At 68.6% G+C, this 17,965-nt stretch carries 39 protein-coding genes and 1 pseudogene; 32 read left to right on the forward strand and 8 right to left on the reverse strand.

The window, feature by feature from the left end:
• Positions 1-16: 16 nt before the first annotated feature.
• From JMO03_RS07320 to JMO03_RS07355, 8 genes are all read right to left on the reverse strand, one after another.
• Positions 17-247 (reverse strand): hypothetical protein, encoded by a 231-nt coding sequence (locus tag JMO03_RS07320; protein WP_202842021.1) that lies wholly within the window; start codon positions 245-247, stop codon positions 17-19.
• 54 nt (positions 248-301) lie between these two features.
• On the reverse strand, positions 302-709 hold the full coding sequence (locus tag JMO03_RS07325) for a hypothetical protein (RefSeq protein ID WP_202842023.1): 408 nt from the start codon (positions 707-709) through the stop codon (positions 302-304).
• Complete coding sequence (locus tag JMO03_RS07330) at positions 706-1,236, reverse strand: DUF1064 domain-containing protein (RefSeq protein WP_337926378.1); 531 nt, start codon at positions 1,234-1,236, stop codon at positions 706-708. The genes JMO03_RS07325 and JMO03_RS07330 overlap by 4 nt, the downstream gene beginning before the upstream one ends.
• Entirely contained in the window at positions 1,233-1,766 is a 534-nt protein-coding gene (locus tag JMO03_RS07335) for a MarR family transcriptional regulator (protein WP_202842025.1), read from the reverse strand. The genes JMO03_RS07330 and JMO03_RS07335 overlap by 4 nt, the downstream gene beginning before the upstream one ends.
• Positions 1,763-2,668, reverse strand: a complete 906-nt coding sequence (locus JMO03_RS07340) for a hypothetical protein (RefSeq protein WP_202842027.1) — start codon at positions 2,666-2,668, stop codon at positions 1,763-1,765. The genes JMO03_RS07335 and JMO03_RS07340 overlap by 4 nt, the downstream gene beginning before the upstream one ends.
• Positions 2,665-3,180, reverse strand: coding sequence for a hypothetical protein (locus JMO03_RS07345; RefSeq protein ID WP_202842029.1), 516 nt, complete (start codon positions 3,178-3,180; stop codon positions 2,665-2,667). The genes JMO03_RS07340 and JMO03_RS07345 overlap by 4 nt, the downstream gene beginning before the upstream one ends.
• 2 nt (positions 3,181-3,182) lie before the next feature.
• On the reverse strand, positions 3,183-3,584 hold the full coding sequence (locus tag JMO03_RS07350) for a hypothetical protein (protein WP_202842031.1): 402 nt from the start codon (positions 3,582-3,584) through the stop codon (positions 3,183-3,185).
• A gap of 71 nt (positions 3,585-3,655) precedes the next feature.
• A complete protein-coding gene (locus tag JMO03_RS07355) occupies positions 3,656-3,940 on the reverse strand; it encodes a transcriptional regulator (RefSeq protein WP_202842033.1) in 285 nt (94 codons plus the stop codon).
• 74 nt (positions 3,941-4,014) lie between these two features.
• Here JMO03_RS07355 and JMO03_RS07360 point away from each other — a divergent pair, with 74 nt between their 5' ends.
• The 32 genes and pseudogenes from JMO03_RS07360 to JMO03_RS21075 all read left to right on the forward strand — a co-directional run.
• Positions 4,015-4,473 (forward strand): hypothetical protein, encoded by a 459-nt coding sequence (locus JMO03_RS07360; RefSeq protein WP_202842035.1) that lies wholly within the window; start codon positions 4,015-4,017, stop codon positions 4,471-4,473.
• Positions 4,430-4,675 carry a hypothetical protein gene (locus tag JMO03_RS07365; RefSeq protein WP_202842037.1) on the forward strand — a complete coding sequence of 82 codons (246 nt, stop codon included), beginning with the start codon at positions 4,430-4,432 and terminating at the stop codon, positions 4,673-4,675. The genes JMO03_RS07360 and JMO03_RS07365 overlap by 44 nt, the downstream gene beginning before the upstream one ends.
• A gap of 106 nt (positions 4,676-4,781) precedes the next feature.
• The gene (locus JMO03_RS07370) at positions 4,782-5,273 is read left to right on the forward strand and encodes a hypothetical protein (RefSeq protein ID WP_202842040.1); all 492 of its coding nucleotides are present in this window, start codon (positions 4,782-4,784) and stop codon (positions 5,271-5,273) included.
• A gap of 193 nt (positions 5,274-5,466) precedes the next feature.
• Positions 5,467-5,685 (forward strand): hypothetical protein, encoded by a 219-nt coding sequence (locus JMO03_RS07375; RefSeq protein WP_202842042.1) that lies wholly within the window; start codon positions 5,467-5,469, stop codon positions 5,683-5,685.
• Between the two features lie 106 nt (positions 5,686-5,791).
• A complete protein-coding gene (locus JMO03_RS07380) occupies positions 5,792-6,076 on the forward strand; it encodes a hypothetical protein (RefSeq protein WP_202842044.1) in 285 nt (94 codons plus the stop codon).
• Complete coding sequence (locus tag JMO03_RS07385; protein WP_202842046.1) at positions 6,076-6,441, forward strand: hypothetical protein; 366 nt, start codon at positions 6,076-6,078, stop codon at positions 6,439-6,441. The genes JMO03_RS07380 and JMO03_RS07385 overlap by 1 nt, the downstream gene beginning before the upstream one ends.
• Positions 6,438-6,758, forward strand: coding sequence for a helix-turn-helix domain-containing protein (locus JMO03_RS07390; RefSeq protein WP_202842048.1), 321 nt, complete (start codon positions 6,438-6,440; stop codon positions 6,756-6,758). The genes JMO03_RS07385 and JMO03_RS07390 overlap by 4 nt, the downstream gene beginning before the upstream one ends.
• On the forward strand, positions 6,755-7,066 hold the full coding sequence (locus tag JMO03_RS07395) for a hypothetical protein (protein ID WP_202842050.1): 312 nt from the start codon (positions 6,755-6,757) through the stop codon (positions 7,064-7,066). The genes JMO03_RS07390 and JMO03_RS07395 overlap by 4 nt, the downstream gene beginning before the upstream one ends.
• A complete protein-coding gene (locus tag JMO03_RS07400; RefSeq protein ID WP_202842052.1) occupies positions 7,063-7,476 on the forward strand; it encodes a hypothetical protein in 414 nt (137 codons plus the stop codon). Before JMO03_RS07395 ends, JMO03_RS07400 begins: the two co-directional genes overlap by 4 nt.
• Complete coding sequence (locus tag JMO03_RS07405; RefSeq protein WP_202842054.1) at positions 7,473-7,640, forward strand: hypothetical protein; 168 nt, start codon at positions 7,473-7,475, stop codon at positions 7,638-7,640. Before JMO03_RS07400 ends, JMO03_RS07405 begins: the two co-directional genes overlap by 4 nt.
• Entirely contained in the window at positions 7,637-8,005 is a 369-nt protein-coding gene (locus JMO03_RS07410; RefSeq protein WP_202842056.1) for a hypothetical protein, read from the forward strand. The genes JMO03_RS07405 and JMO03_RS07410 overlap by 4 nt, the downstream gene beginning before the upstream one ends.
• A gap of 60 nt (positions 8,006-8,065) precedes the next feature.
• Entirely contained in the window at positions 8,066-8,899 is an 834-nt protein-coding gene (locus JMO03_RS07415) for a DUF2303 family protein (protein WP_202842058.1), read from the forward strand.
• A 258-nt stretch (positions 8,900-9,157) separates the two neighbouring features.
• Positions 9,158-9,352 (forward strand): hypothetical protein, encoded by a 195-nt coding sequence (locus tag JMO03_RS07425; RefSeq protein WP_202842063.1) that lies wholly within the window; start codon positions 9,158-9,160, stop codon positions 9,350-9,352.
• On the forward strand, positions 9,352-9,894 hold the full coding sequence (locus JMO03_RS07430; protein ID WP_202842065.1) for an OTU domain-containing protein: 543 nt from the start codon (positions 9,352-9,354) through the stop codon (positions 9,892-9,894). The genes JMO03_RS07425 and JMO03_RS07430 overlap by 1 nt, the downstream gene beginning before the upstream one ends.
• The gene (locus tag JMO03_RS07435) at positions 9,891-10,565 is read left to right on the forward strand and encodes a J domain-containing protein (RefSeq protein WP_238345977.1); all 675 of its coding nucleotides are present in this window, start codon (positions 9,891-9,893) and stop codon (positions 10,563-10,565) included. The genes JMO03_RS07430 and JMO03_RS07435 overlap by 4 nt, the downstream gene beginning before the upstream one ends.
• Positions 10,559-10,756: a carbon storage regulator CsrA gene (gene csrA / locus JMO03_RS07440; protein ID WP_202842067.1), complete on the forward strand. Its 198-nt coding sequence runs from the start codon at positions 10,559-10,561 to the stop codon at positions 10,754-10,756. Before JMO03_RS07435 ends, csrA begins: the two co-directional genes overlap by 7 nt.
• The gene (locus JMO03_RS07445; RefSeq protein WP_202842069.1) at positions 10,753-11,328 is read left to right on the forward strand and encodes a 3'-5' exonuclease; all 576 of its coding nucleotides are present in this window, start codon (positions 10,753-10,755) and stop codon (positions 11,326-11,328) included. Before csrA ends, JMO03_RS07445 begins: the two co-directional genes overlap by 4 nt.
• The gene (locus JMO03_RS07450; protein WP_202842071.1) at positions 11,321-12,124 is read left to right on the forward strand and encodes a hypothetical protein; all 804 of its coding nucleotides are present in this window, start codon (positions 11,321-11,323) and stop codon (positions 12,122-12,124) included. The genes JMO03_RS07445 and JMO03_RS07450 overlap by 8 nt, the downstream gene beginning before the upstream one ends.
• Positions 12,117-13,250 carry a DUF5131 family protein gene (locus JMO03_RS07455; protein WP_202842074.1) on the forward strand — a complete coding sequence of 378 codons (1,134 nt, stop codon included), beginning with the start codon at positions 12,117-12,119 and terminating at the stop codon, positions 13,248-13,250. Before JMO03_RS07450 ends, JMO03_RS07455 begins: the two co-directional genes overlap by 8 nt.
• Positions 13,243-13,464 carry a hypothetical protein gene (locus JMO03_RS07460; RefSeq protein WP_202842076.1) on the forward strand — a complete coding sequence of 74 codons (222 nt, stop codon included), beginning with the start codon at positions 13,243-13,245 and terminating at the stop codon, positions 13,462-13,464. Before JMO03_RS07455 ends, JMO03_RS07460 begins: the two co-directional genes overlap by 8 nt.
• The gene (locus JMO03_RS07465) at positions 13,464-13,754 is read left to right on the forward strand and encodes a hypothetical protein (protein WP_202842077.1); all 291 of its coding nucleotides are present in this window, start codon (positions 13,464-13,466) and stop codon (positions 13,752-13,754) included. The genes JMO03_RS07460 and JMO03_RS07465 overlap by 1 nt, the downstream gene beginning before the upstream one ends.
• On the forward strand, positions 13,754-14,350 hold the full coding sequence (locus JMO03_RS07470) for a hypothetical protein (protein ID WP_202842079.1): 597 nt from the start codon (positions 13,754-13,756) through the stop codon (positions 14,348-14,350). Before JMO03_RS07465 ends, JMO03_RS07470 begins: the two co-directional genes overlap by 1 nt.
• Positions 14,343-14,936 (forward strand): hypothetical protein, encoded by a 594-nt coding sequence (locus tag JMO03_RS07475; RefSeq protein ID WP_202842081.1) that lies wholly within the window; start codon positions 14,343-14,345, stop codon positions 14,934-14,936. The genes JMO03_RS07470 and JMO03_RS07475 overlap by 8 nt, the downstream gene beginning before the upstream one ends.
• The gene (locus JMO03_RS07480; RefSeq protein WP_202842083.1) at positions 14,933-15,319 is read left to right on the forward strand and encodes an ASCH domain-containing protein; all 387 of its coding nucleotides are present in this window, start codon (positions 14,933-14,935) and stop codon (positions 15,317-15,319) included. The genes JMO03_RS07475 and JMO03_RS07480 overlap by 4 nt, the downstream gene beginning before the upstream one ends.
• Positions 15,316-15,900: a hypothetical protein gene (locus tag JMO03_RS07485; protein ID WP_202842085.1), complete on the forward strand. Its 585-nt coding sequence runs from the start codon at positions 15,316-15,318 to the stop codon at positions 15,898-15,900. The genes JMO03_RS07480 and JMO03_RS07485 overlap by 4 nt, the downstream gene beginning before the upstream one ends.
• Positions 15,897-16,040, forward strand: coding sequence for a hypothetical protein (locus JMO03_RS07490; RefSeq protein ID WP_202842087.1), 144 nt, complete (start codon positions 15,897-15,899; stop codon positions 16,038-16,040). The genes JMO03_RS07485 and JMO03_RS07490 overlap by 4 nt, the downstream gene beginning before the upstream one ends.
• Positions 16,033-16,437, forward strand: a complete 405-nt coding sequence (locus tag JMO03_RS07495) for a DUF7694 domain-containing protein (protein ID WP_202842089.1) — start codon at positions 16,033-16,035, stop codon at positions 16,435-16,437. The genes JMO03_RS07490 and JMO03_RS07495 overlap by 8 nt, the downstream gene beginning before the upstream one ends.
• Complete coding sequence (locus JMO03_RS07500) at positions 16,434-16,748, forward strand: hypothetical protein (protein ID WP_238345979.1); 315 nt, start codon at positions 16,434-16,436, stop codon at positions 16,746-16,748. Before JMO03_RS07495 ends, JMO03_RS07500 begins: the two co-directional genes overlap by 4 nt.
• The gene (locus JMO03_RS07505; RefSeq protein ID WP_202842093.1) at positions 16,748-17,029 is read left to right on the forward strand and encodes a DUF4031 domain-containing protein; all 282 of its coding nucleotides are present in this window, start codon (positions 16,748-16,750) and stop codon (positions 17,027-17,029) included. Before JMO03_RS07500 ends, JMO03_RS07505 begins: the two co-directional genes overlap by 1 nt.
• Entirely contained in the window at positions 17,026-17,565 is a 540-nt protein-coding gene (locus JMO03_RS07510; protein ID WP_202842095.1) for a hypothetical protein, read from the forward strand. The genes JMO03_RS07505 and JMO03_RS07510 overlap by 4 nt, the downstream gene beginning before the upstream one ends.
• Entirely contained in the window at positions 17,562-17,819 is a 258-nt protein-coding gene (locus tag JMO03_RS07515) for an excisionase (RefSeq protein ID WP_202842097.1), read from the forward strand. Before JMO03_RS07510 ends, JMO03_RS07515 begins: the two co-directional genes overlap by 4 nt.
• Positions 17,771-17,872, forward strand: a pseudogene (locus JMO03_RS21075) (Arm DNA-binding domain-containing protein); the annotation flags it as partial. The gene JMO03_RS07515 and the pseudogene JMO03_RS21075, both read left to right, overlap by 49 nt.
• Between the last annotated feature and the right edge of the window lie 93 nt (positions 17,873-17,965).

The following is a 17,965-nucleotide window of genomic DNA, read 5'->3' on the forward strand; positions in this document are numbered from 1 at the left end:
AGCGGTGTCGGACTGGTCAAGGCGCACCCCCGGTCACCAGGTGCCCGACCAGACTGCCGACGACGCTCCCCAGCGCAGCGCCGCCTGCGTAGAAGATCCGGTCCACCCCATCGCCGATCGCGATGCGCTTCACGTTGGACGACCAGATCCACGAGATTGCGAAGGCGGTGAGCAGGTTGCTCAACATCGCCGACTGGGTGATGAAAACCGTGTTCATCGCAATGAACACGACCTGCAGGAACCCCATGCCGGCCAAGCGCCAGCGGGAAGGGTGTGTCTGTGCCACTCCGTCTGCCATTCCCTACCCCTTCGCGTTGGTCTGGCCGCGCGACATGCGCCAAGCCACCGATGCGCACTTGCGCGTCACCCGCCACCACGCACGCACGAACCACCAGGCACGCGCCCAGCTCGAGACGGCGAACAGCCCCGGGTTCGTGAGGAACACCTGGTGCCCGTGGTCGTCGACCAACCACCAGAACGCGGGCCGCTCGCCGGTCGCTGTGGGATCGGTCCCGACCAGCCAAGCCGCGTCGATCAGGTTCAGCGTGCGCACGTGGAGCGGTGGGGAGCCCGGGAACGACGTGTGGAGCCAATCGATTTCGCCGCCTCGCAGCCAGCCGGTGGCGACGAAGTCCGGATCCCGGTTCGGCGGGCCAGCGGCGCGCGCGCGGCGGGCGCGTACCTGCGCGAGGTCGTGAATCTCGGTCATGCGAGCTCAATCTCGATCGGGTAGTGGTGCTCGACCTCGCGCTTCTTCAGCCGGAAAACCGGCGTCTGGCGCCCCTTCACGTCGACGTAGCGGATCCGGCCGTCGGCCTCGGCGATCAGGAAATCCACCACCAGCTTCGTGCCGCCGGGCAGGTGGATCGGCACCTGGCGCAGGAAGTACAGGACCTCGCCGGCGGCCACGCGCAGCTTCAGCGCGGAGTAGTAGTTCGCCTCGCGCTTCGAATCGAAGCGGATGCCGTCGACGTAGGTCACGATCGCGCCGTACTTCGATCGACGCCGTTCCTCGACCTCGGTGATGGTGAAGGTGTCGCCGCGGTGCACGCCTTTCACGGTCGTCTCGACATCGCCAGCCAGATCCACGCCCAGCACCTGCGGGGTGAAGTCGGCAACGTGCTCGAGCTTGATGCTGGCAACGTCGTTGAGCAGCTTCATCGAAGACTCGAACGCCGCGCGCATGCCTGGCGGCATGTCCTCGACTTTGGGGTACCGAAGCGAGCCCTTGCTCACGGCAGGCGGTCCTCGAGCCCGGCGGCGACCAGGCGCTGGCGGATGCGGCTGCAGACATCGGCGGTGCGCTGAAGCGTCTGCAGGCTCTCCTGCTGGGCCCGGGCAAGTTCGAGCAATGCGGCGTCGCCGGCCTCCAGCAGCGCGTAGAGCTGCGGCTTCGACAGGTCGTCGTACGGGTTGGGGGCAGGCTCCGGCGTCGCCGTGCGGCTTCCGCGCGGTGGTGGCTCTGGCAGGGTCACCCTCTTCGCCTCGGCCGGGCCCAGCGCGTAGCGCCATGACGGCCTGGGCACGCCGGCGCGCTTGTCGCGCTTCGGCTCGCCCTGCACCACCAGCCCCTCGTTCTCCAACCGCTTCAGCACGCCGGCAACCGCGGCGGCGTCCAGCCCCTGCGTGCAGTGGGCGGCGTGTTCCTCCCCTTCGGCGAGCGTGCACATGAACTCCGCCAGCTCCGCCGACATCATCGGCTCGGTGCTGTTGGCCAGCGCGTAGAGCGCGAGCTCCCGGCGGTAGGTGCGCATGTTCTCGTTCATGCCGCCTGTTCCTCCGGCTTTGGCTGCGGGTACTTGGCGCGGGCTTCATCCATCAGGCGATCGCGTTCCGCATCGGCAGCCTCGCCCTCGCCGTACGCACCGAACGCGTGCTGATTGCGGATGTGCGCCAGCGCGTGCTCGAGCGGTGATTCGGGGTAGGCGTGGGTGTCGCGCGGCTTCGCCGTTCCACGTGGAGCTGCTGGCGCCGTGGCTGTGCCGGGCTCGGTATGGATCTGGTCGGTCCAGCGCTCGTCCTCGAGGTACGTCAGCGGGTCCGGTGCGAACCCCGCCTTCCAGCGCGCGCACTTCGCCTTGCGGTTGAGCACGTCGGCGATCAGCTCGTCGGCGCGGGCGTCGAGCCGCTGTGCGATCCAGACTTCCTCGCACCGCTTCCGGCTCACCCGCTTCGGGTACACCTCCCAGAAATCTGGGAAGCGCGCCGCGCAGCGGTGCGCAATAGCTTTTTCTGTATCTGTATCTGTATCTGGGGGCGTTACTGAAACGTTTCCTTCCCGTTCCGTATCGAAAAGGCCTGATTGCCTTAGCTTTTTCACCCCTTCGCGCTGCTTCCGGACGCGCTCTCGATGGGCCCTGACACGCTCCGTTGAGCTGTCGGATTGGAACTGCTGTTCGTTCCATGAAACAGGCTGAAACGTTTCAGGGTCGATCAGTCCGAGCTCGCCCAGGCGCAGCGCCAGCGCCTCCAATTCGCTCGGCGCCAGACCCAGCTTCACGCCCAGCCGGCGGCGCAGGAGCACCGGATCCGTCTCGGTGTCCTGTATACCCATGCCCTTGCAGCACTGCAGCGCCACGTAGTGCCAGCGGTCCTCGAACGACAGCAGGCGCATGCAGTCGTCGTCGATCAGCTTCACGTACAGCCGGAACCAAGGCAGGTTGCTCACAGCGGGCCGATCCTCTCGACCGCGGTGCGCGCCTTGTCCGTGGGCTCGGTGCCCATGCTGAAGTGCGGCTTGTGCCCGGGCAGCGCTGGGATCGTGCGGTCAGGCGGCAGCGTGGCGAGGCGCTCGATCTGGGCCCGGGTGTCGGCGAGCTCTTCGGTCAGGCTGTCCAGTCGCTGCAGGTTCGCCAGCAGCAGCGCCTGGCGGCGTTCCTCGGTCGGGATGGGCCGCAGCTCGAACCCCATGCTCTCGGCCATGCCTGCCAGCAGGTCGTGGCGCTGGAAGCGCACCATCAGCGCCCAGACCTCGCCGATCTTCCAGAACTGCTGCTTCGTCGGGTTGCAGTTGTCGTTGAAGCGCGCGACCGCGCTATCCCACGACAGCGTTCCCGGATCCCAGAAGCCCTCGTCGAACAGGAACTGGATCATGTCGCGCTTCGTCGCCTGGTCGACGTCGAGCGTCTCCTTCAGCGCGCGGTGCGCCTTGCGCAGCCATGTCTCGTCGATGAAGGACATGGTCAGAGCCCCCCGCAGCGATCGAGCAGGCGCACCACCCACCGCGGCAGCAGGTCGCGCCATGGGCGTCGGGACATGCCCAGCGACTTCCGAACCGTCTCGCGGCGCACGCCGCGCAGGCGCATGTAGTCCTCCTGCAGCAGCTCGGCGGCGAGGCGTCCGGCGCGCTTCGCGCTCTGCTCGGGGGTGGCCGGCCTGGGCATGTCATCGTCGTCAGACGACACGCTCGGCGCGTTCGGCGCGTTCGGTCTGGAATTAACGGCGGTTTCCATGCTGCGCACCACCTGGGCGGCGAGCTTGCGGCGATCCGCCTCGCGCCTTTCCAGCTCTGCGACGCGCGCGGTCAGCTTCGCGAGCGGGTCGGCAGCCTTCTTCCGTGCCACGGGCTTGGTCTTCTTTGCCATGCGGGGTGCTCCGTTTGAGCGGCGCCGGGGCGATCCCGGGGGCGAGGGTTGTCGGGGATTGCTGCGGCGCGTCACGGTGGCGCCTCGAACGGTTCGATCCGGCTGTCGCCTTCCGCTTCAGGCTCGGCAACCGCCTGGTCATTCGCGGCAGGCGCCGGGCCGAACACGTCGGGGCGCAAGTCGTGGACGGTCACCTGCCCGCCCGTGGCCTGCTCGATGGCGCGGCAGCGCTCGGCCGGGACGGCGCGGTTCTTCCACTCGGTGATGGAGGGGGAGCGGATCCCGAGGGCGTCGGCCAGCGCTTGCTGGGTACCGACAGCCGCGATCGCTCGATCAAGGGCGGTGGGGGTGTCCATGCCCGACAGATTAGGGGCGTCCTAATCTTCGGTCAATAGGGCAAACCTAACCCCCATTTCTGGATGATTAGGGAATGCCTAAGCGGTCGAAAACAGCGGGGAACGCGGCGGAAATGGAGGCCTTCGGGCGCAGGCTGGTCGCGATCCTTCAGGATGCCGGCCACCCGCGCCGCGGCGCCGGGCGCTACCTTGCCGACCGGTACCGCGTCTCCACGGTCACTGCGAATGCCTGGCTCAACGGGGAGCACCGGGCCGAGGCCACGCTGGCGCGCCGAATCGCCGAGGACCATGGCAGCAGCTTCGACCAGCTCTATTTCGGCCGGGCAGCGCGCGCAAACGGCGGCAGCGCGGATCCGGGTCTTTCAGCCGCAGAGCGTGCCCTTCTCGATCGGTATCGCGGCACCGACGACGTCGGTCGTAGGATGATCGATGAGCTGGTCGGTGTCGTGCTCAGTCAGCAGCAGCCCCAAGACACAACGGAGTCCGTCAGTGCGCCACCTCGCAGCACAAAACCCGTCCACGTACGTCGGTGAGCCCGATATTGCGCCGGCCAGCGACGCGCCTTCGAACGGCGTGATCCTGCTGGGCGTCGTCGTGCTCTACGCCCTCGCCTTCTGGCTGATTTTCAAGGGACCCTTGCGTCATTGGGCTGCCGAGAACACTGGCGGCGCCTGGGCGGTACTCGCGTTCGGACCGGGCCTGGTCGCCCTGCTCTTCATCTACGCCACCCGGTAACCGCTCGTCGGGTCGGTTCAGCTTGCGCGTAGAAAATTAGGTTCCCCCTATTGACATGTGGATTAGGGGCGCCCTAATCTGAATGCCCTTGAACCAGGGCACGGGCATGAAACAGGACTTCAGCCGCACCAACCGCCTCACCCTCGCGCAGTGCGCGGGCCTCTACCTCGCAGCCGCCATGATCGTCATCGGCTGCACCCCGCCCCCCGGGGCCAACCTGCGCGCCGAGCCGTCCGGGGACGCCGGCGCCCCCACCGTCACCGATACCAGGCTCTGCGCCGCGGTCGCGACCTACTCCCTCGCCACCGGCGACCACTGGGACCAGCGCGCGGCGATCGCGAACGCCACCCTCAACCGCTTCCGCAAGCTGGGCATGGTCCCCGACTGCGGGCCCACCCTGACGCGCATCGTCGGCGCCGGGCTCAACACCTACCGCTGGCAGGCTTCGCTGGACGCGGTCGACAGCATCCGCTCCGGCTCCTACCAGCTCCCCCTCGCATGCGTGCGGGCCGACACCGTATCCCCTGCGGTGGCCGGCTCGGCCCGCACGCACTGCGTTATCGCTGACCTCGCCTTCCACGAAGGCGGTGCGCGGTGACCGCGCCCGGCAACGTGTTGGCGGTAGTTCGCCTGGGCCCCATGGCTATCGCTCGCAAGGCCGCTATCCGCAGGCGGGCTATGAAGCGGTGGCTGCGCGCGAACAGCGTCCCGTACAGCGTCAGCGACATGTACAGCGAGGCAGCGCTACGGAAGAAGGTGCGCACCGCCATCGCCCGCGTAGGCGGTGCCGCATGAACGCGCCCCTCGAGCACTACGAAGCCGGCGGCCTGGCCTGCTGGAAGATCCTCGCCGGCGCGGTCGTCATCGCGACCGTCTACTGCAGCGACGACGCCACCGATGCCGAAGTCGCCGACGAGTGGCGCGCGCGCACCGTCTCCCACGGCTACAACGCGCCTGAGCATGTGCGCGCCGAGCGCTACCGGGGCGAGCTCGCCCAGGAGGCCGCATGAACTGGTCCGACCGCCTCAACGACGCCCTCTCCTGGCTGTTCGTTACCGCCGGTGCGATTGCCGCCAAGACCATGAACACGTGGGACAAGATCCGGGAGGCACTCCGATGGTAGTCGTCTACAAGGATCCACCCCCCTCGCCGATCATCCACGGCAACGCCGACATCGAGCATTCGATGATGGCCGAGCACGTCCCGGTGCAGGAGAAGGACATCGCGCCCGAGCGCGACGACATCCTGACCGACCCGGAGCTGCTGCTGCTCGCCCACGGCTACCGGCTGGTGCTGCGCTCGATCCCGTTCCCCAATCCCATCGACTGGGATCACAGCGACCTGCCCGGCGACTGGGACGAGGCCCGCGACCGCGCCGCTGCCAAGGGCGGGCCCTTCTGATGGCAAACATCTACGTCCCCGCGGGGCGCGGGCTGGTGCTCTCCGTCTCTCGCGACGACGACTACGCCGCCCGCTTCCGCCTGGTCCTGTGGCGCGCACCGTCCGCCGCGGAGCGCAAGCGCGGCATGCAGGCGAAGGACATGGTCGCGTTCGTCAGCGCGGAAGCGGGCGTCACGCCCCGGCTGGAGCCGGCCGGCGACGAGCAGTCGACGGCCTGCGTCTGGCTCGGCCCGGCCAGCTTCGATCTCCCCGACAAGTCGCTGACACGCCTGGCCGAATGGCTGGCCGCCCTTCCCACCCGTGACGCACCGACCGCATCCCCCGCGGCGCGCGCACCCCTGCTCACCACGGAGCTCTCTGCATGACCACCATCGGCAATCTCGCTGTCACCGACACCGGCGGTTACGTCGGCGGCGTCGAGCTCTCCCTGACCGCCTTCGAACTGAAGCTGCTCCGCCGCCTGGTCGAGGCGAACGGCGAAGTGGTGCCAGTCGCGGACCTGCACGAGGCGCTGTACGGCACGCCCGGCATCGCGCGCGACTCCAACGTGCTGCAGGTGTTCGTCGGCCGGCTACGGCTGAAGCTCTCGCGCGCCTGCGCCCACGTCGCCATCGCTACAGCGCGCGGCAAGGGCTACGCCCTGGGTGCGGTGGCCCCGATCGACGAGGCCACCACGGCATGAATGCGCAGGCCTCGATCGAAGTCCAGTTCAAGCCGTTCCGTCTCTCGCTGATCCGCGGCAATGACGGCCAGTGGGTCGCGGCCCTGTACCGGATCGGCGACGAAGCAGTGCCTGTCGTGGTCGGCTACTCCGTCATCGGCGAGCCCGGCACCGGCGCGCGCGTCACGCTCTCGTCCGGCACCCCGCGCCTCGCCGTGGGCACCGCCATGTTCAGCCTTCCGACGAAGCAGCTCCAGCGCGTCCGCGACTGGATCGAAGCGCAGAACACGCTGGTGCTGGACCACGACCAGATCACGGCCGACCTATGAACATCGTCCTGCTCGGCGGCAACCTCGACGCCATCCTGCTGCGCAACCCGTTCGAGCAGGACCTGTTCGACCACCAGCGCACCCGGCTCCGCTTCGAGCGCTACTACGGCGCGCGCGTGGAGCTCGCCCGCAAAGGCGTGATTGAGCCGCACTACTCGCTGCGCCACCGGCTCGGAGAGAGCTACCAGCATGCGTGGCGGCAGGGCATCCGCCCGAACTTGCGCTTCCAGGACGTGCGCCGCGCCAGGCTGACGCCAGCGCCGGATCCAGCGCGCGAACGGCGGCGAGTGATCGAGGCGAGCCACCACCTGCCTACACAAGGCACCCGCGCCGCGCTGGCGACCATCGTCGGCGTCATCGCCGCCGCTGCCGCTGGCTACGCAGCACGTGCCGTGCGGTGGCTGCCGTGAGCGGCTGGACCGTGCAGATCCCGGGAATCTCGGTCCCGCACGAGAGCTACGCCGAGGACCGCGACGAAGCCGTGCGCGAGGCGCTCGATCGCTTCGGCCTGCACTTCGCCCCCGAGGGCACCACCGTTACCCCGCTCGACGACACCAACGGAGATTCCCGATGACCGAACAGAAAACCGATGCCCCGCGCTCGTCCGCGGCGCCCCCCAAAACCGACTTCGTCGGCCTGCTCGACGAACTCAATGCAGGCATCTTCCTGCAGCAGATCAACGCGGCGTTGTCCGACGTGGCGCTGGGCACCGCGCTGTACGGCGACAAGGGCAAGGCAGGCGAGGTCACGATCAAGATGAAGCTCACTCGCATCGGCGAGTCGAGCCAGGTGGCGATGAAGCACACCCTGAGCTTCAGCAAGCCGACCACGCGTGGCAAGGCCAGCGAAGAGGCTTCGACCGAGACGCCGCTGTACGTCCACCGCGGCGGGAAGCTCGCCGTCATGCCCGAAGAGCAGGGCAAGTTCGATTTCGGCTGATCCAACCACTGGCGCCTCTCTCCCCGCCGCGCCTGACCCTTTCACCCTACGAGGCCTACCATGGACCACGATGCACTCAAGCTCCTGTTTCAGACCGCCATCGGCGACTACAACGGGAAGCAGGAGCGGCTCGCCGACACCGGCATGATCGCGCTCCCCGACAACTTCAAGCTTCACGACCTGGAGAAGTACCGCGACCTGCGCCGCCGCTTCCGTGGCCACCTGCAGACCAACAGTCTCGCCGACCTCGTGCAGTACACCTTGCGCCAGGCCGCTGATCCGACCGCCGAGAGTGACGTTCAGGTGTTCATCGACGCGGACAAGCTCGCCGCGACCGCGTTCTACGACCTGGGCACGACCGCCGCGCCCGAACACGGCGAGCACACCGCGACGCTCTCGCTTGAGGCCACCGCGCCCTATGCGGCGCTGCTGGCGATCGACGGCAAGCGCCTGGACCAGCGCACCCTGATCGACTGGATCGAGGACTGGGCGGAGTACCTGTCCCCCTACGGTGCCGACCCCGGTGACCCGAAGCCGTTCAGCGCAGCGCTTGCTGCCATCCGCGAGGTCAAGATCACGCAGAAGCGGGAGACGGACAACAACGTCGGCGATTTCAAGCAGTCGCGCAGTGTGCTCGAGGACGTTGAGGCCAGCTCGAAGCAGGGCCTGCCGGGTGGGTTCCTGTTCCGCACCGAGCCCTACACGGGCCTGCCTTCGCGCGAGTTCCGCGTCCGCCTCGCGCTGCTGAGCGGAGACGAGTCCAAGCCGCTGCTGAGCCTGCGAATCATCCGGCTCGACCTCGAGAAGCAAGAGATCGCCAAGGACTTCAAGACGGAGTTGTTCCGCGAGCTCGACGGCAAGGCCGTGCTCACCATCGGCACGTTCAAGGCCTGACGTCATGGGACCACGTCCCCGTTCCGCACTCGTCGCCGCACTGTTCGGCGTAGCCGCCAGCGTCGCTTCCGCTGGGAGGTCCATCGCGATCACCAGCAGGCAGGCGCTCGATGCCCTTTTCGTCGGATCCCCGGAGCGCTCTTTCAGCGAGCGCTACGGCAGCAACCCGAAGGCGACGAACGGCGGCACGCGCTCCGGCGCCGCGGCGATCAAGCGTGCTGCGCGCCGGCGCCGCAACGTCCGCGCGCGGGCGCCGAAGTGATTACAGCCGCCGGGCGCGAAACGCTGGAGAAGGTCGCGTTCCCCGTGCGCGACCCCGGCAAGTCGAAGCTCCCGACCCTGCTGCGCCAGCAGCGCCGCCGGGCCCGCTTCATCGAACTGAACCGCCTGAGCCCGCGCGAGGTCGCCGACCACATTGCTTGGGACTACGACCCGGGCCCGGAGTACGACTGATGCGTCAACGTATGGCCCAATTTTTCTGGGAAGCCGTCGCTCTCGTCATCACGAGCAGGCCGATTGCGCAGTGGCTCATGCGCCGCGCCCAGCGCACGCCCTACTTCCACCTGACCGGCTACATGAACCGCTGGTGGCTGTTCAACGGCTACCCACCAAAGGGCGACGATGGGCGGGACCGGCAGAGCGAGAAGCGGTTTCCGCGGCTGCCATCCATCCGCGTGCACCAGATCCTGCGTGCGGACCTGGCAGACCATCCCCACGATCACCCGTGGGACTTCCGCACCTTCATTCTCTCGGGCTGGTACATCGACGAACGACCCGGCCAGCCGCCCGCCTGCCGCGGCATTGGCGACACAGCGGCCATCCGCTTCGGCGAATACCACCACGTCTCGGTGGTCGACGCGGCCGGCGTCTGGACGTTGGTGATCCTGTTTCAGCACCGCGGGAAGTGGGGCTTCCTGGTGGACGGCAAGAAGATGTCGCCGCGCGACTACGTCGCCACCTATCCGCAGCGCCGCACCGAGGAAGCCGAGTCGTGAGCAGCCATATCCCCGCCTACCCCCTCGCCTGGCCTGCCGGCTGGAAGCGGACCGCACCGGAGCACCGCACCCACGGCAAGTTCAACCGGAAGGAGCGGAAGTCGACGACGCACCGGCGCGCCGACGGCTCCACGTACGAGTCGAGCTGGCAGTCCAGCCGCGACCTGACCATTGCCGACGCCGTGGAGCGCGTGCTGCAGCAGCTCCGGATGATGGGCGTGCACGACGACGATCTGGTCGTCAGCTCGAACCTCGAGCTCCGCCTCGATGGCCGCCCGCGTTCCGGCCAGCGCACGCCGGCAGACCCCGGCATCGCCGTCTACTGGTCCGATCCGTCCACCCCGGGCAATCCGCCTCGCTGCATGGCGATCGACCGGTACGTCGGCGTGGCAGACAACCTGGCCGCGGTCGCGGCCACGCTCGAGGCGATGCGCGCGATCGAGCGCCACGGCGGCGCCACCATCCTCGAGCGCGCCTTCTCCGGGTTCACCGCCCTGGCCGGGCCCGCGGCCGTCGACTGGCGCGAGGTCATCGATCCAGCGGATCCCGAGGGCAGCTACCGGCGCCTGCGCTCCGAACACCACCCCGACCGGCCCGGCGGCAGCGCCGAGGCCTTCCAGCGCGTCCAGCGCGCGTACGAGCAGTACCAGCAGGAGGCAAAGCAATGCTGATCCTCACCCGGCGTGTCGGCGAAACCCTGAAGATCGGGCACCAGATCGACGTGACCGTGCTCGGCATCAAGGGCGGACAGATCCGACTCGGCATCACCGCGCCGAAGGACGTCGAAGTCCACCGGCAGGAGGTCTACGACCGCATCCAGGAGGGCGAGCCCTCGCGCGTCGCCGGGACTGCCAAGGCATGAACCGGATCCTGTTCTACGACACCGAGACGTCCGGGATGCCGCTGTTCGACCAGCCGTCGAGCGACCCGCGCCAGCCGCACCTGATGCAGCTCGCCGCGGCGCTCACCGACGCCGACACCCGGCGCGACCTCGCCGCGGTGAACCTGACCATCCGCGTCGAGGACTGGGCGGTCGACGCGGAATCAGCCGCCGTGCACGGGCTCACCATCGACCACTGCAACGCCTGCGGCGTCTCCGAGCGGCACGCGGTGCTCACCCTCCTGGACCTGTGGCGCTGCGCGGATCTGCGCGTCGGCCACGTCGAGAGCTTCGACGCGCGGATCATCCGCATCGCGCTGAAGCGCTACTTGAGCGACACCGAGGCGGACACGTGGAAGGCCGGCGCCGCCGAGTGCACGAAGCGGATCGCGAGGACCAAGGTGCCCGCGCTGGCGCGGAAGGGTTCCGGGGACCTGCAGAGCGCCCACCGCCACTACCTCGGTACCGGGTTCGACGATGCCCACACCGCCGAGGCCGACATGCGCGCGGCGCAGCGCGTCTACTTCGCCATGAAGGATCGCGGCCATGTCTGACGAACAGCAGCGGCTGGAGATAGAAGCGGTATTCGAGCCGCGGGAGTTGACCGCCGTCGAGCGCGCCATGCTCCGTCCCGGCATCGAAGATGGGGCGGTGGCAAGCGTCGCCACATTCCGGTTTCGGGCGCCATGCGCTGGAACGCTGCGGCGTCCCGGCTGCCACGATCTGATCTTCGAAGCCGGCGACGAGCTCAATCTGAACGTCGATCGTGTCGCGCCAGGCAACGTGGTCCCCGGCGTCATGCACTGCGCGAAGTGCAAGTTCCGGTTGGTGCGTACCAATCTGAACATGCGGGACGGCACCGCGACCGCCGGTGACAACACCACCGAGCCTTGCCCGAACGGCTGCGGCCCGCTCTGGCCGGTGACGTGGGAGCAGGAGGCGCGCGAGTGCTGGGAGCGGCTGGAGGAAATGGCGCCGTTCCAGAATGCGTTCTTCGAGATTTCGTCTGCGCTCGACATCGGCGCCAAGCCCTACTCCCCGATGCAAGCGATGGAGCGGGACATCCTGCCGCGGATCGCCACGCTGTCGCGACAGGCGACTCTGCCGACGCTGGATGACGAGCTACGCGACATTCTTGGTCGGCCCAACTTCGCCTGCATTGAACTGGCGAACACCCTTCGCCAGTGCGGCCACGACATAAGGCGGCGCGCGGAGGACGAGCAGGCCGCGGTTATCCACTGGTGCCTTGGCCTCTACCTGAAGCACGGCTCGAAGTGGCGAGAAGCTGGAAACGAAGAAGTGCGCCGCGCCTATGCCCGTCAGGCAGGCAATGAGGCGCCCGGTGGCTGACCATACCGCCATCGAGTGGTGCGACTCCACCTTCAACCCGTGGATCGGCTGCACCCGCGTGTCGCCGGCTTGCGACCACTGCTACGCCGCGGTCAGCACCCCAGCGCGCGCCGGCGGCATCGAGTGGGGCGCTGGCCAGCCGCGCCAGCGCACGTCGCCCGGGAACTGGAAGCTGCCGCTGCGGTGGAACGCGTCCCGCTTCTGGCAATGCACGACATGCGGGCTCCGCGGCGACGATGCCACCTTCCAGAAGGCCGGCCACCCGCTGCCGGCCTACCCGACGCCGACGTCCCGCGTCCCGGTGCCGTGCTACGAGACGGTCGAAGCCGCCCTCCGCCGCGTGTTCTGCGCCAGCCTCGCCGACGTGTTCGACAACGAGGTAGACCCGACGTGGCGACGCGACCTGTTCGAACTGATCCTGCGGACGCCCGACCTCGACTGGCTGCTGCTCACGAAGCGCATCGGCAACGTGCCGGCCATGCTGGAAGAGCTGAAGCAGCGGGCGCGCTACCACGCCGAGTGGGCGCTCTTCGACGACTGGCTGAGCGGCCGGCCGCCAGCGAACGTCTGGCTCGGCGCCACCATCTGCAACCAGGCCGAGGCCTCGCGCGACATTCCGAAGCTGCTGGCGATCCCGGCCGCGGTGCGCTTCCTGTCGATCGAGCCGATGCTCGGCCCTGTGGACTTGAGCTATGCATTCGCCATCCCCACCGGCGCGGGCAAGGGCTCGTGCCCGATGCACCTATCGACCATTTGCCCAGAAGGCTTGCTGCCGCTGGGTGAACAGCATCTGCACTGGGTCATCGCCGGCGGCGAGAGCGGCACGGAAGCGCGCCCCATGCACCCGAGCTGGGTGCGGGCGCTGCGCGACCAGTGCGCCGCCGCCGGCGTCCCCTTCCTGTTCAAGCAGTGGGGGGAGTGGGCGCCACACAGCGCGCGCGCCGGCGGCGATGAAGGCGGCGGCCTGCGCCGCGGTCACGTCCGCTACCTGACCGGCGACGGCCGAGAAGCCGACGGCCACTTCCGCCGCGGCGATGCGGCGGTCGTGCGAGTCGGCAAGAAGGCCGCCGGCCGCACCCTCGACGGCGTCGAGCACACCGCATTCCCGGAGATCCACCATGTTTGAGGCACCGCACTATCAAGGCGCGCGGTCGCCGCCGGATCGGCCCGACCTGGCCGGTGCTGCTGAAACCGTCTGCCAGGTGCTGCAACTGAATCCGTTCGAGCTCGTGCCCGGGCCCAGTGGCCCGGTCGAGCGCCGTGTCGCAATCGCCCATGACTGCGCCTTGGTGCTGCTTATCACTAGGGCACTCGTAAGCCATGGGCTGGAGGTTCAGTGATGAAGCGCAAGGACGTGAAACCCTGCAAGGGCTGCGGCAAGGGCGTCGCGCACGCCGGTCCCGCCTTCTTCGCCATGAAGGCGCGCTACTGGGGGCTGGATCCGCGCGGAATCCAGCAGACCCACGGCCTCGAGCTCCAATTCGGTGGCGGCCAGGCCGGCGCCGTGATGGCGAACATCATGGGCGCCGATCCCGACCTCGCGCAGCCCCTGTCGGACGAGGTCGACGCGTGGGTCTGCCTGGACTGCGCGACGCGGCTGCCGCTGGCCGTGCTGTTGGAGCGCGACTGATGGGCTGGTCGATCGGCTACGACGAGAAGTGGCAGCGCGACGTCGGCTACGGCGTGCCCGCCTACTGCGACCACCCCGGGTGCACCGCGGTCATCGATCGCGGGCTCGCCTACGTCTGCTGCGACTACGAGCCCTACGGTGGAGAGCATGGCTGCGGGCTCTTCTTCTGCCCGGAGCACGGCGGCGGCGAGTGCGAGCACGAAGGCTTCGTCGCGACCCCGGACCACCCCGACTGGATGCGCCACAAGCTGCGCGACGCGAGCTGGGGTCCGTGGCGCAAAGAGAACCCCGACCTGGTCGCGCCCATCGGGCTGCACCTGGTGATCCGCGCTGCGCGTGACGCGCTCTGGTGGGTCGAGTACGAGGCTCCCGCTGCCATCGAGCGGTCGCTTCCTGAGCGCATCAGGCTACGCGAGCTGCCGATCTACCTACCCTTTCAACGGCACGTGGAGTTAGACGAAATTGCCGACGTCCCCGGGCAGGGCTACTGCTGGGAGGAAGCATGCGGGCGCTTCACTGCGCCGATCGGGCTGAATCTGATCTACGCCGCCGGACGCTGGTGCTGGCTGAAATGGCAGGACCGCCGCCATGCGTGAGCGCCCCATCCCGTTCACGGCACCGATGGTCCGCGCCATCCTCGCCGGCCGCAAGACGCAGACCCGGCGGTTGGTGAGGCCGCAGCCCCACCCTGACCGGCCGCCGAGGATTGCCGTCGGAGTGCGCGGCTGGGATGGCAACCAGTTCACCACCGTTCGCAGTCCCTACGGACTCGCCGGCGACCGGCTGTGGGTGAAAGAGACGTGGCGCCCGCGGGCAGCCGACTCACCCTGGGACCTGGTCGTGCGGTACGCGGCGGACAAGCAGGACCGGTGGTTTTACGACGAAGAGTTCGGCGACAAGGACTGGAACATGCCCAAGGCCGCGGCGCGCGGCAACGTGTCTCCGCGGTTCATGCCCCGCTGGGCATCCCGCATCACGCTCGAGGTCACCGGCGTCCGCGTCGAGCGCCTGCAGGACATCAGCGAGGCCGACGTGCAGGCGGAAGGCTGCATGGGATCGCCGTTGGGGCCCGGGGCCGACGCGCTGCTGTTCCCCACGCTCTGGGATCAGATCAACGGCGCCGGCGCCTGGAACGCCAACCCGTGGGTCTGGGTCGTCGAGTTCAAGCGGGTGACCGCGTGAGAGCGCTCAGCATCCTGCAGCCCTGGGCCTGGCTGATCGTCCACGGCCCCAAGGACGTCGAGAACCGCGATTGGCGCACCGGCTATCGCGGCCCGATCCTGATCCACGCCGGCAAGAAGTGGGGCCCGGAGCAGCGCGACGACCTGGCGCGCGTGCGCGAGGAACACCCCGAGATTGCCCTACCCGACGAATTCAAGCGCGGCGGCTTCGTTGGTGCCGCCACGATCGTCGACTGCGTCGATCGCATGGACAGCGCGTGGTACGTGGGCGAGTACGGGTTCGTGCTCGCCGACCGCCGACCCATCCCCAAGTTCATTTCCTACAAGGGTCAACTCGGCATCTTCCACGTGCCGCGTGAGGCTCTCTCGGAGCTCGCCCCATGATCGCCACACCCGCCCAAGAGCTCTGGCTCGGCTGCAAAGCCACCGAAGCGCTGTTCACTGGCATGCACGGCGCCGGCAAGACGTGGGCGCTGCTAGTCGGCGCGTTCGGCACGGAGCGGTCGCTGATCGTCGCGTCGCACCCGCGGGAGGCCAGACTCCTTCTCGACCAAGCTGGCGACATCGCGCACGCCATGGGCATGCTGCCCAAGGCGAACCTCTCCCGCTTGGCCCTCACGCTCAACCAGGGCGGACGGGTGGAGTTCGCCTACGGCGTGGAGCCTCGAGACTTCGAGCGCGCAATCCTCGGTCGCCGCTTCGCCTATCTCGGCGTCGACCGCATCGCAGAGATCCCCAGCGAAGCCACCTACCGCACCCTGCTCGAACACGTCGAATCTGGCGGCCGCGTCCGCGCAACGCATGCCACCGCCCCCGCCGGCTGGATACAGGACCGCGGCCCGGGCACGCAGTGGGTGATGGAGCGGTTCATGGGCTATGGGCTGATGGTGCCGGCCACCAGCTTCGCTCACCTGCCGCCGGACTTCAGGGACCGACTCCGCCCGTTCACGTGGAGGGAAGTATGAAGCGCACCATCGACGACTTCGACCCCTGGGCGTGGGTCGCCCTCCTGCTGCTGGTGGTGCTGGTCAGCCACGGCGACCCGGACCTGCTCGACGTGCTCGAGGCCTGGTGCAGGCAGTACATCGAGGCGCGCCGTGGCTGAAGGCATCCACGCCAGCAGGCAGCAGCGCAAGGCGCTCGAGCGCGCGAACCGTGACTGGCCGGAACGGCTGGCAGAGATTCCGCGCGGATCCCTGCCGCCGCACCAGTCTGAGAAGTTCGTGCGCGCCCTGCGCTCGCGACAGTTCCTGGTGCAGGAGTTCGCCGAACCCGGCGACATCATCCGCCTGTCCGCCAGCAGGACCACGCTGCGCGGCGACGGACGCTGGGACGACGGGATCTCGTGGGACGAGCTGCAGCGCCTGAAGGCCGAGGCCGGCTATGGCGATCGCTTCGCCGTGGAGGTCTACCCGGCCGACGTCGACGTGGTCAACGTGGGGAACCTGCGGCACCTGTGGATCCTGCCGGCGGCGCCGCCGTTCGCGTGGAGGCGCGAGTGAAGCGCCGCGGCGGCACCCGGTGGACGGTCGACTGGATCCGCGAAGCGCCCCCGGAAGTCGGCCAGGTGGTCCACCGAATGACCGCTACCAACGCGTGCGGCGGATGGTGGCGCATCGCGAGCGTTCGCGCCGTGCGCATCCGCAAGCCGCTGGATCCGGGCTACACCGGGCGGTACGCGGTCGCCGCGGACTACCTGGGCGACAGCGCGCCGGATGCGCCGGCCGACTGGACGCTCTACGCGCACCCGCGTCAGCGCCCGTGGCCCAAGCCGCCCGATCGCTTCAGCCCCCTGCTCGAGGCGGATTCCTGATGGCCGTCTACGTCGACGACATGCGCGCGCCCTTCGGGCGCCTGGTCATGTGCCACATGATCGCGGACACCGAGGACGAGCTGCTCGCGATGGCCGACCGGATCGGCGTGGCCAGGCGCTGGCACCAGTACCCGGGCACGGCGCGATCGCACTTCGACATCGCACTGTCGAAGCGAAAGCTGGCCGTCGCCGCCGGCGCGGTCGAAATCACGTGGCGCGAGCTGGCCGAGCGGACCTATGCGCGGCGCAAGGCGGCCGCGGTCGGCCTGAACGCGCCATGATCGATCCCGCCACCGACCCGATCCATGCACGGCTGGTCGCCGCGGTCGAGAAGCCGGAGCGCGCGCAGCTCTGGTCGCCAGCCGACGCGATCACGTTCACTCCGCGCGTGTTGCCGAAGGTCTATGGCGACGGCAGGGCGCTGTTCGCGCTGTCGACCATCCACCAGCGGCCGGCGTACTGGGTCATCCGCTGCTGCAGCACATGGGGCAGCGACCTGGACCTGCATGAGACGACCCGGCCGAACTTCCGGGAAATGACCGACGAGATCCTGTCGGACCTCGAAGAAGCGTTCGGGAACGGGCTATGCGGCTATAGCGGCAACAGCCTGTTTCAGCCCAGGCGCTATCGAATGCGCATCTGCCAGTGCGAGGACTGCTCAGACCGCTTCGTCGCGAAATGGCCAATGGTGCGCGGGGACGACGGTTGTAGCTGGGGCCGCATGGCTTGGCCGGAGGGCTTCGCCACCGAGGACGCGCACCGCCACCTGCTAACCGCCGCCCAGTCCGACCCCCGACGCGAGGGTTGCCCGGGATGACCCGCTTCGTGACGATCAAGCGCTTCGGGGAGCTGACCGGCTACAGCGAAGAGGCCGCGCGCCAGAAGATGAAGCGCGGCGATTGGCTGGAAGGCCGGGAGTTCCGCAAGGCGCCGGACGGGCGCGTGCTGATGGACATGGAGGGGTACGAGCAATGGGTTCTGGGCGCAACACCGGCGGGGTTCGACCTGCAACCGAGACGAGCATCGAGCTCGACTTCTACTACCGCGGTGCGCGCTGCCGCGAACGCCTGAAGCTGGAACCGACGCAGCGCAACATCCGCTGGGCAGAGAACCTCCTGGGCCAGATCCGCACCGAAATCGCGAAGGGCACGTTCGACTATGCCGCCCACTTCCCGAACAGCAAGCGCGCGCGCAAGGTCGCCGATCGGCCGGCGACG

Origin of the sequence: Luteimonas saliphila (assembly GCF_016774335.1) — a bacterium.
Taxonomy (GTDB): domain Bacteria; phylum Pseudomonadota; class Gammaproteobacteria; order Xanthomonadales; family Xanthomonadaceae; genus Luteimonas; species Luteimonas saliphila.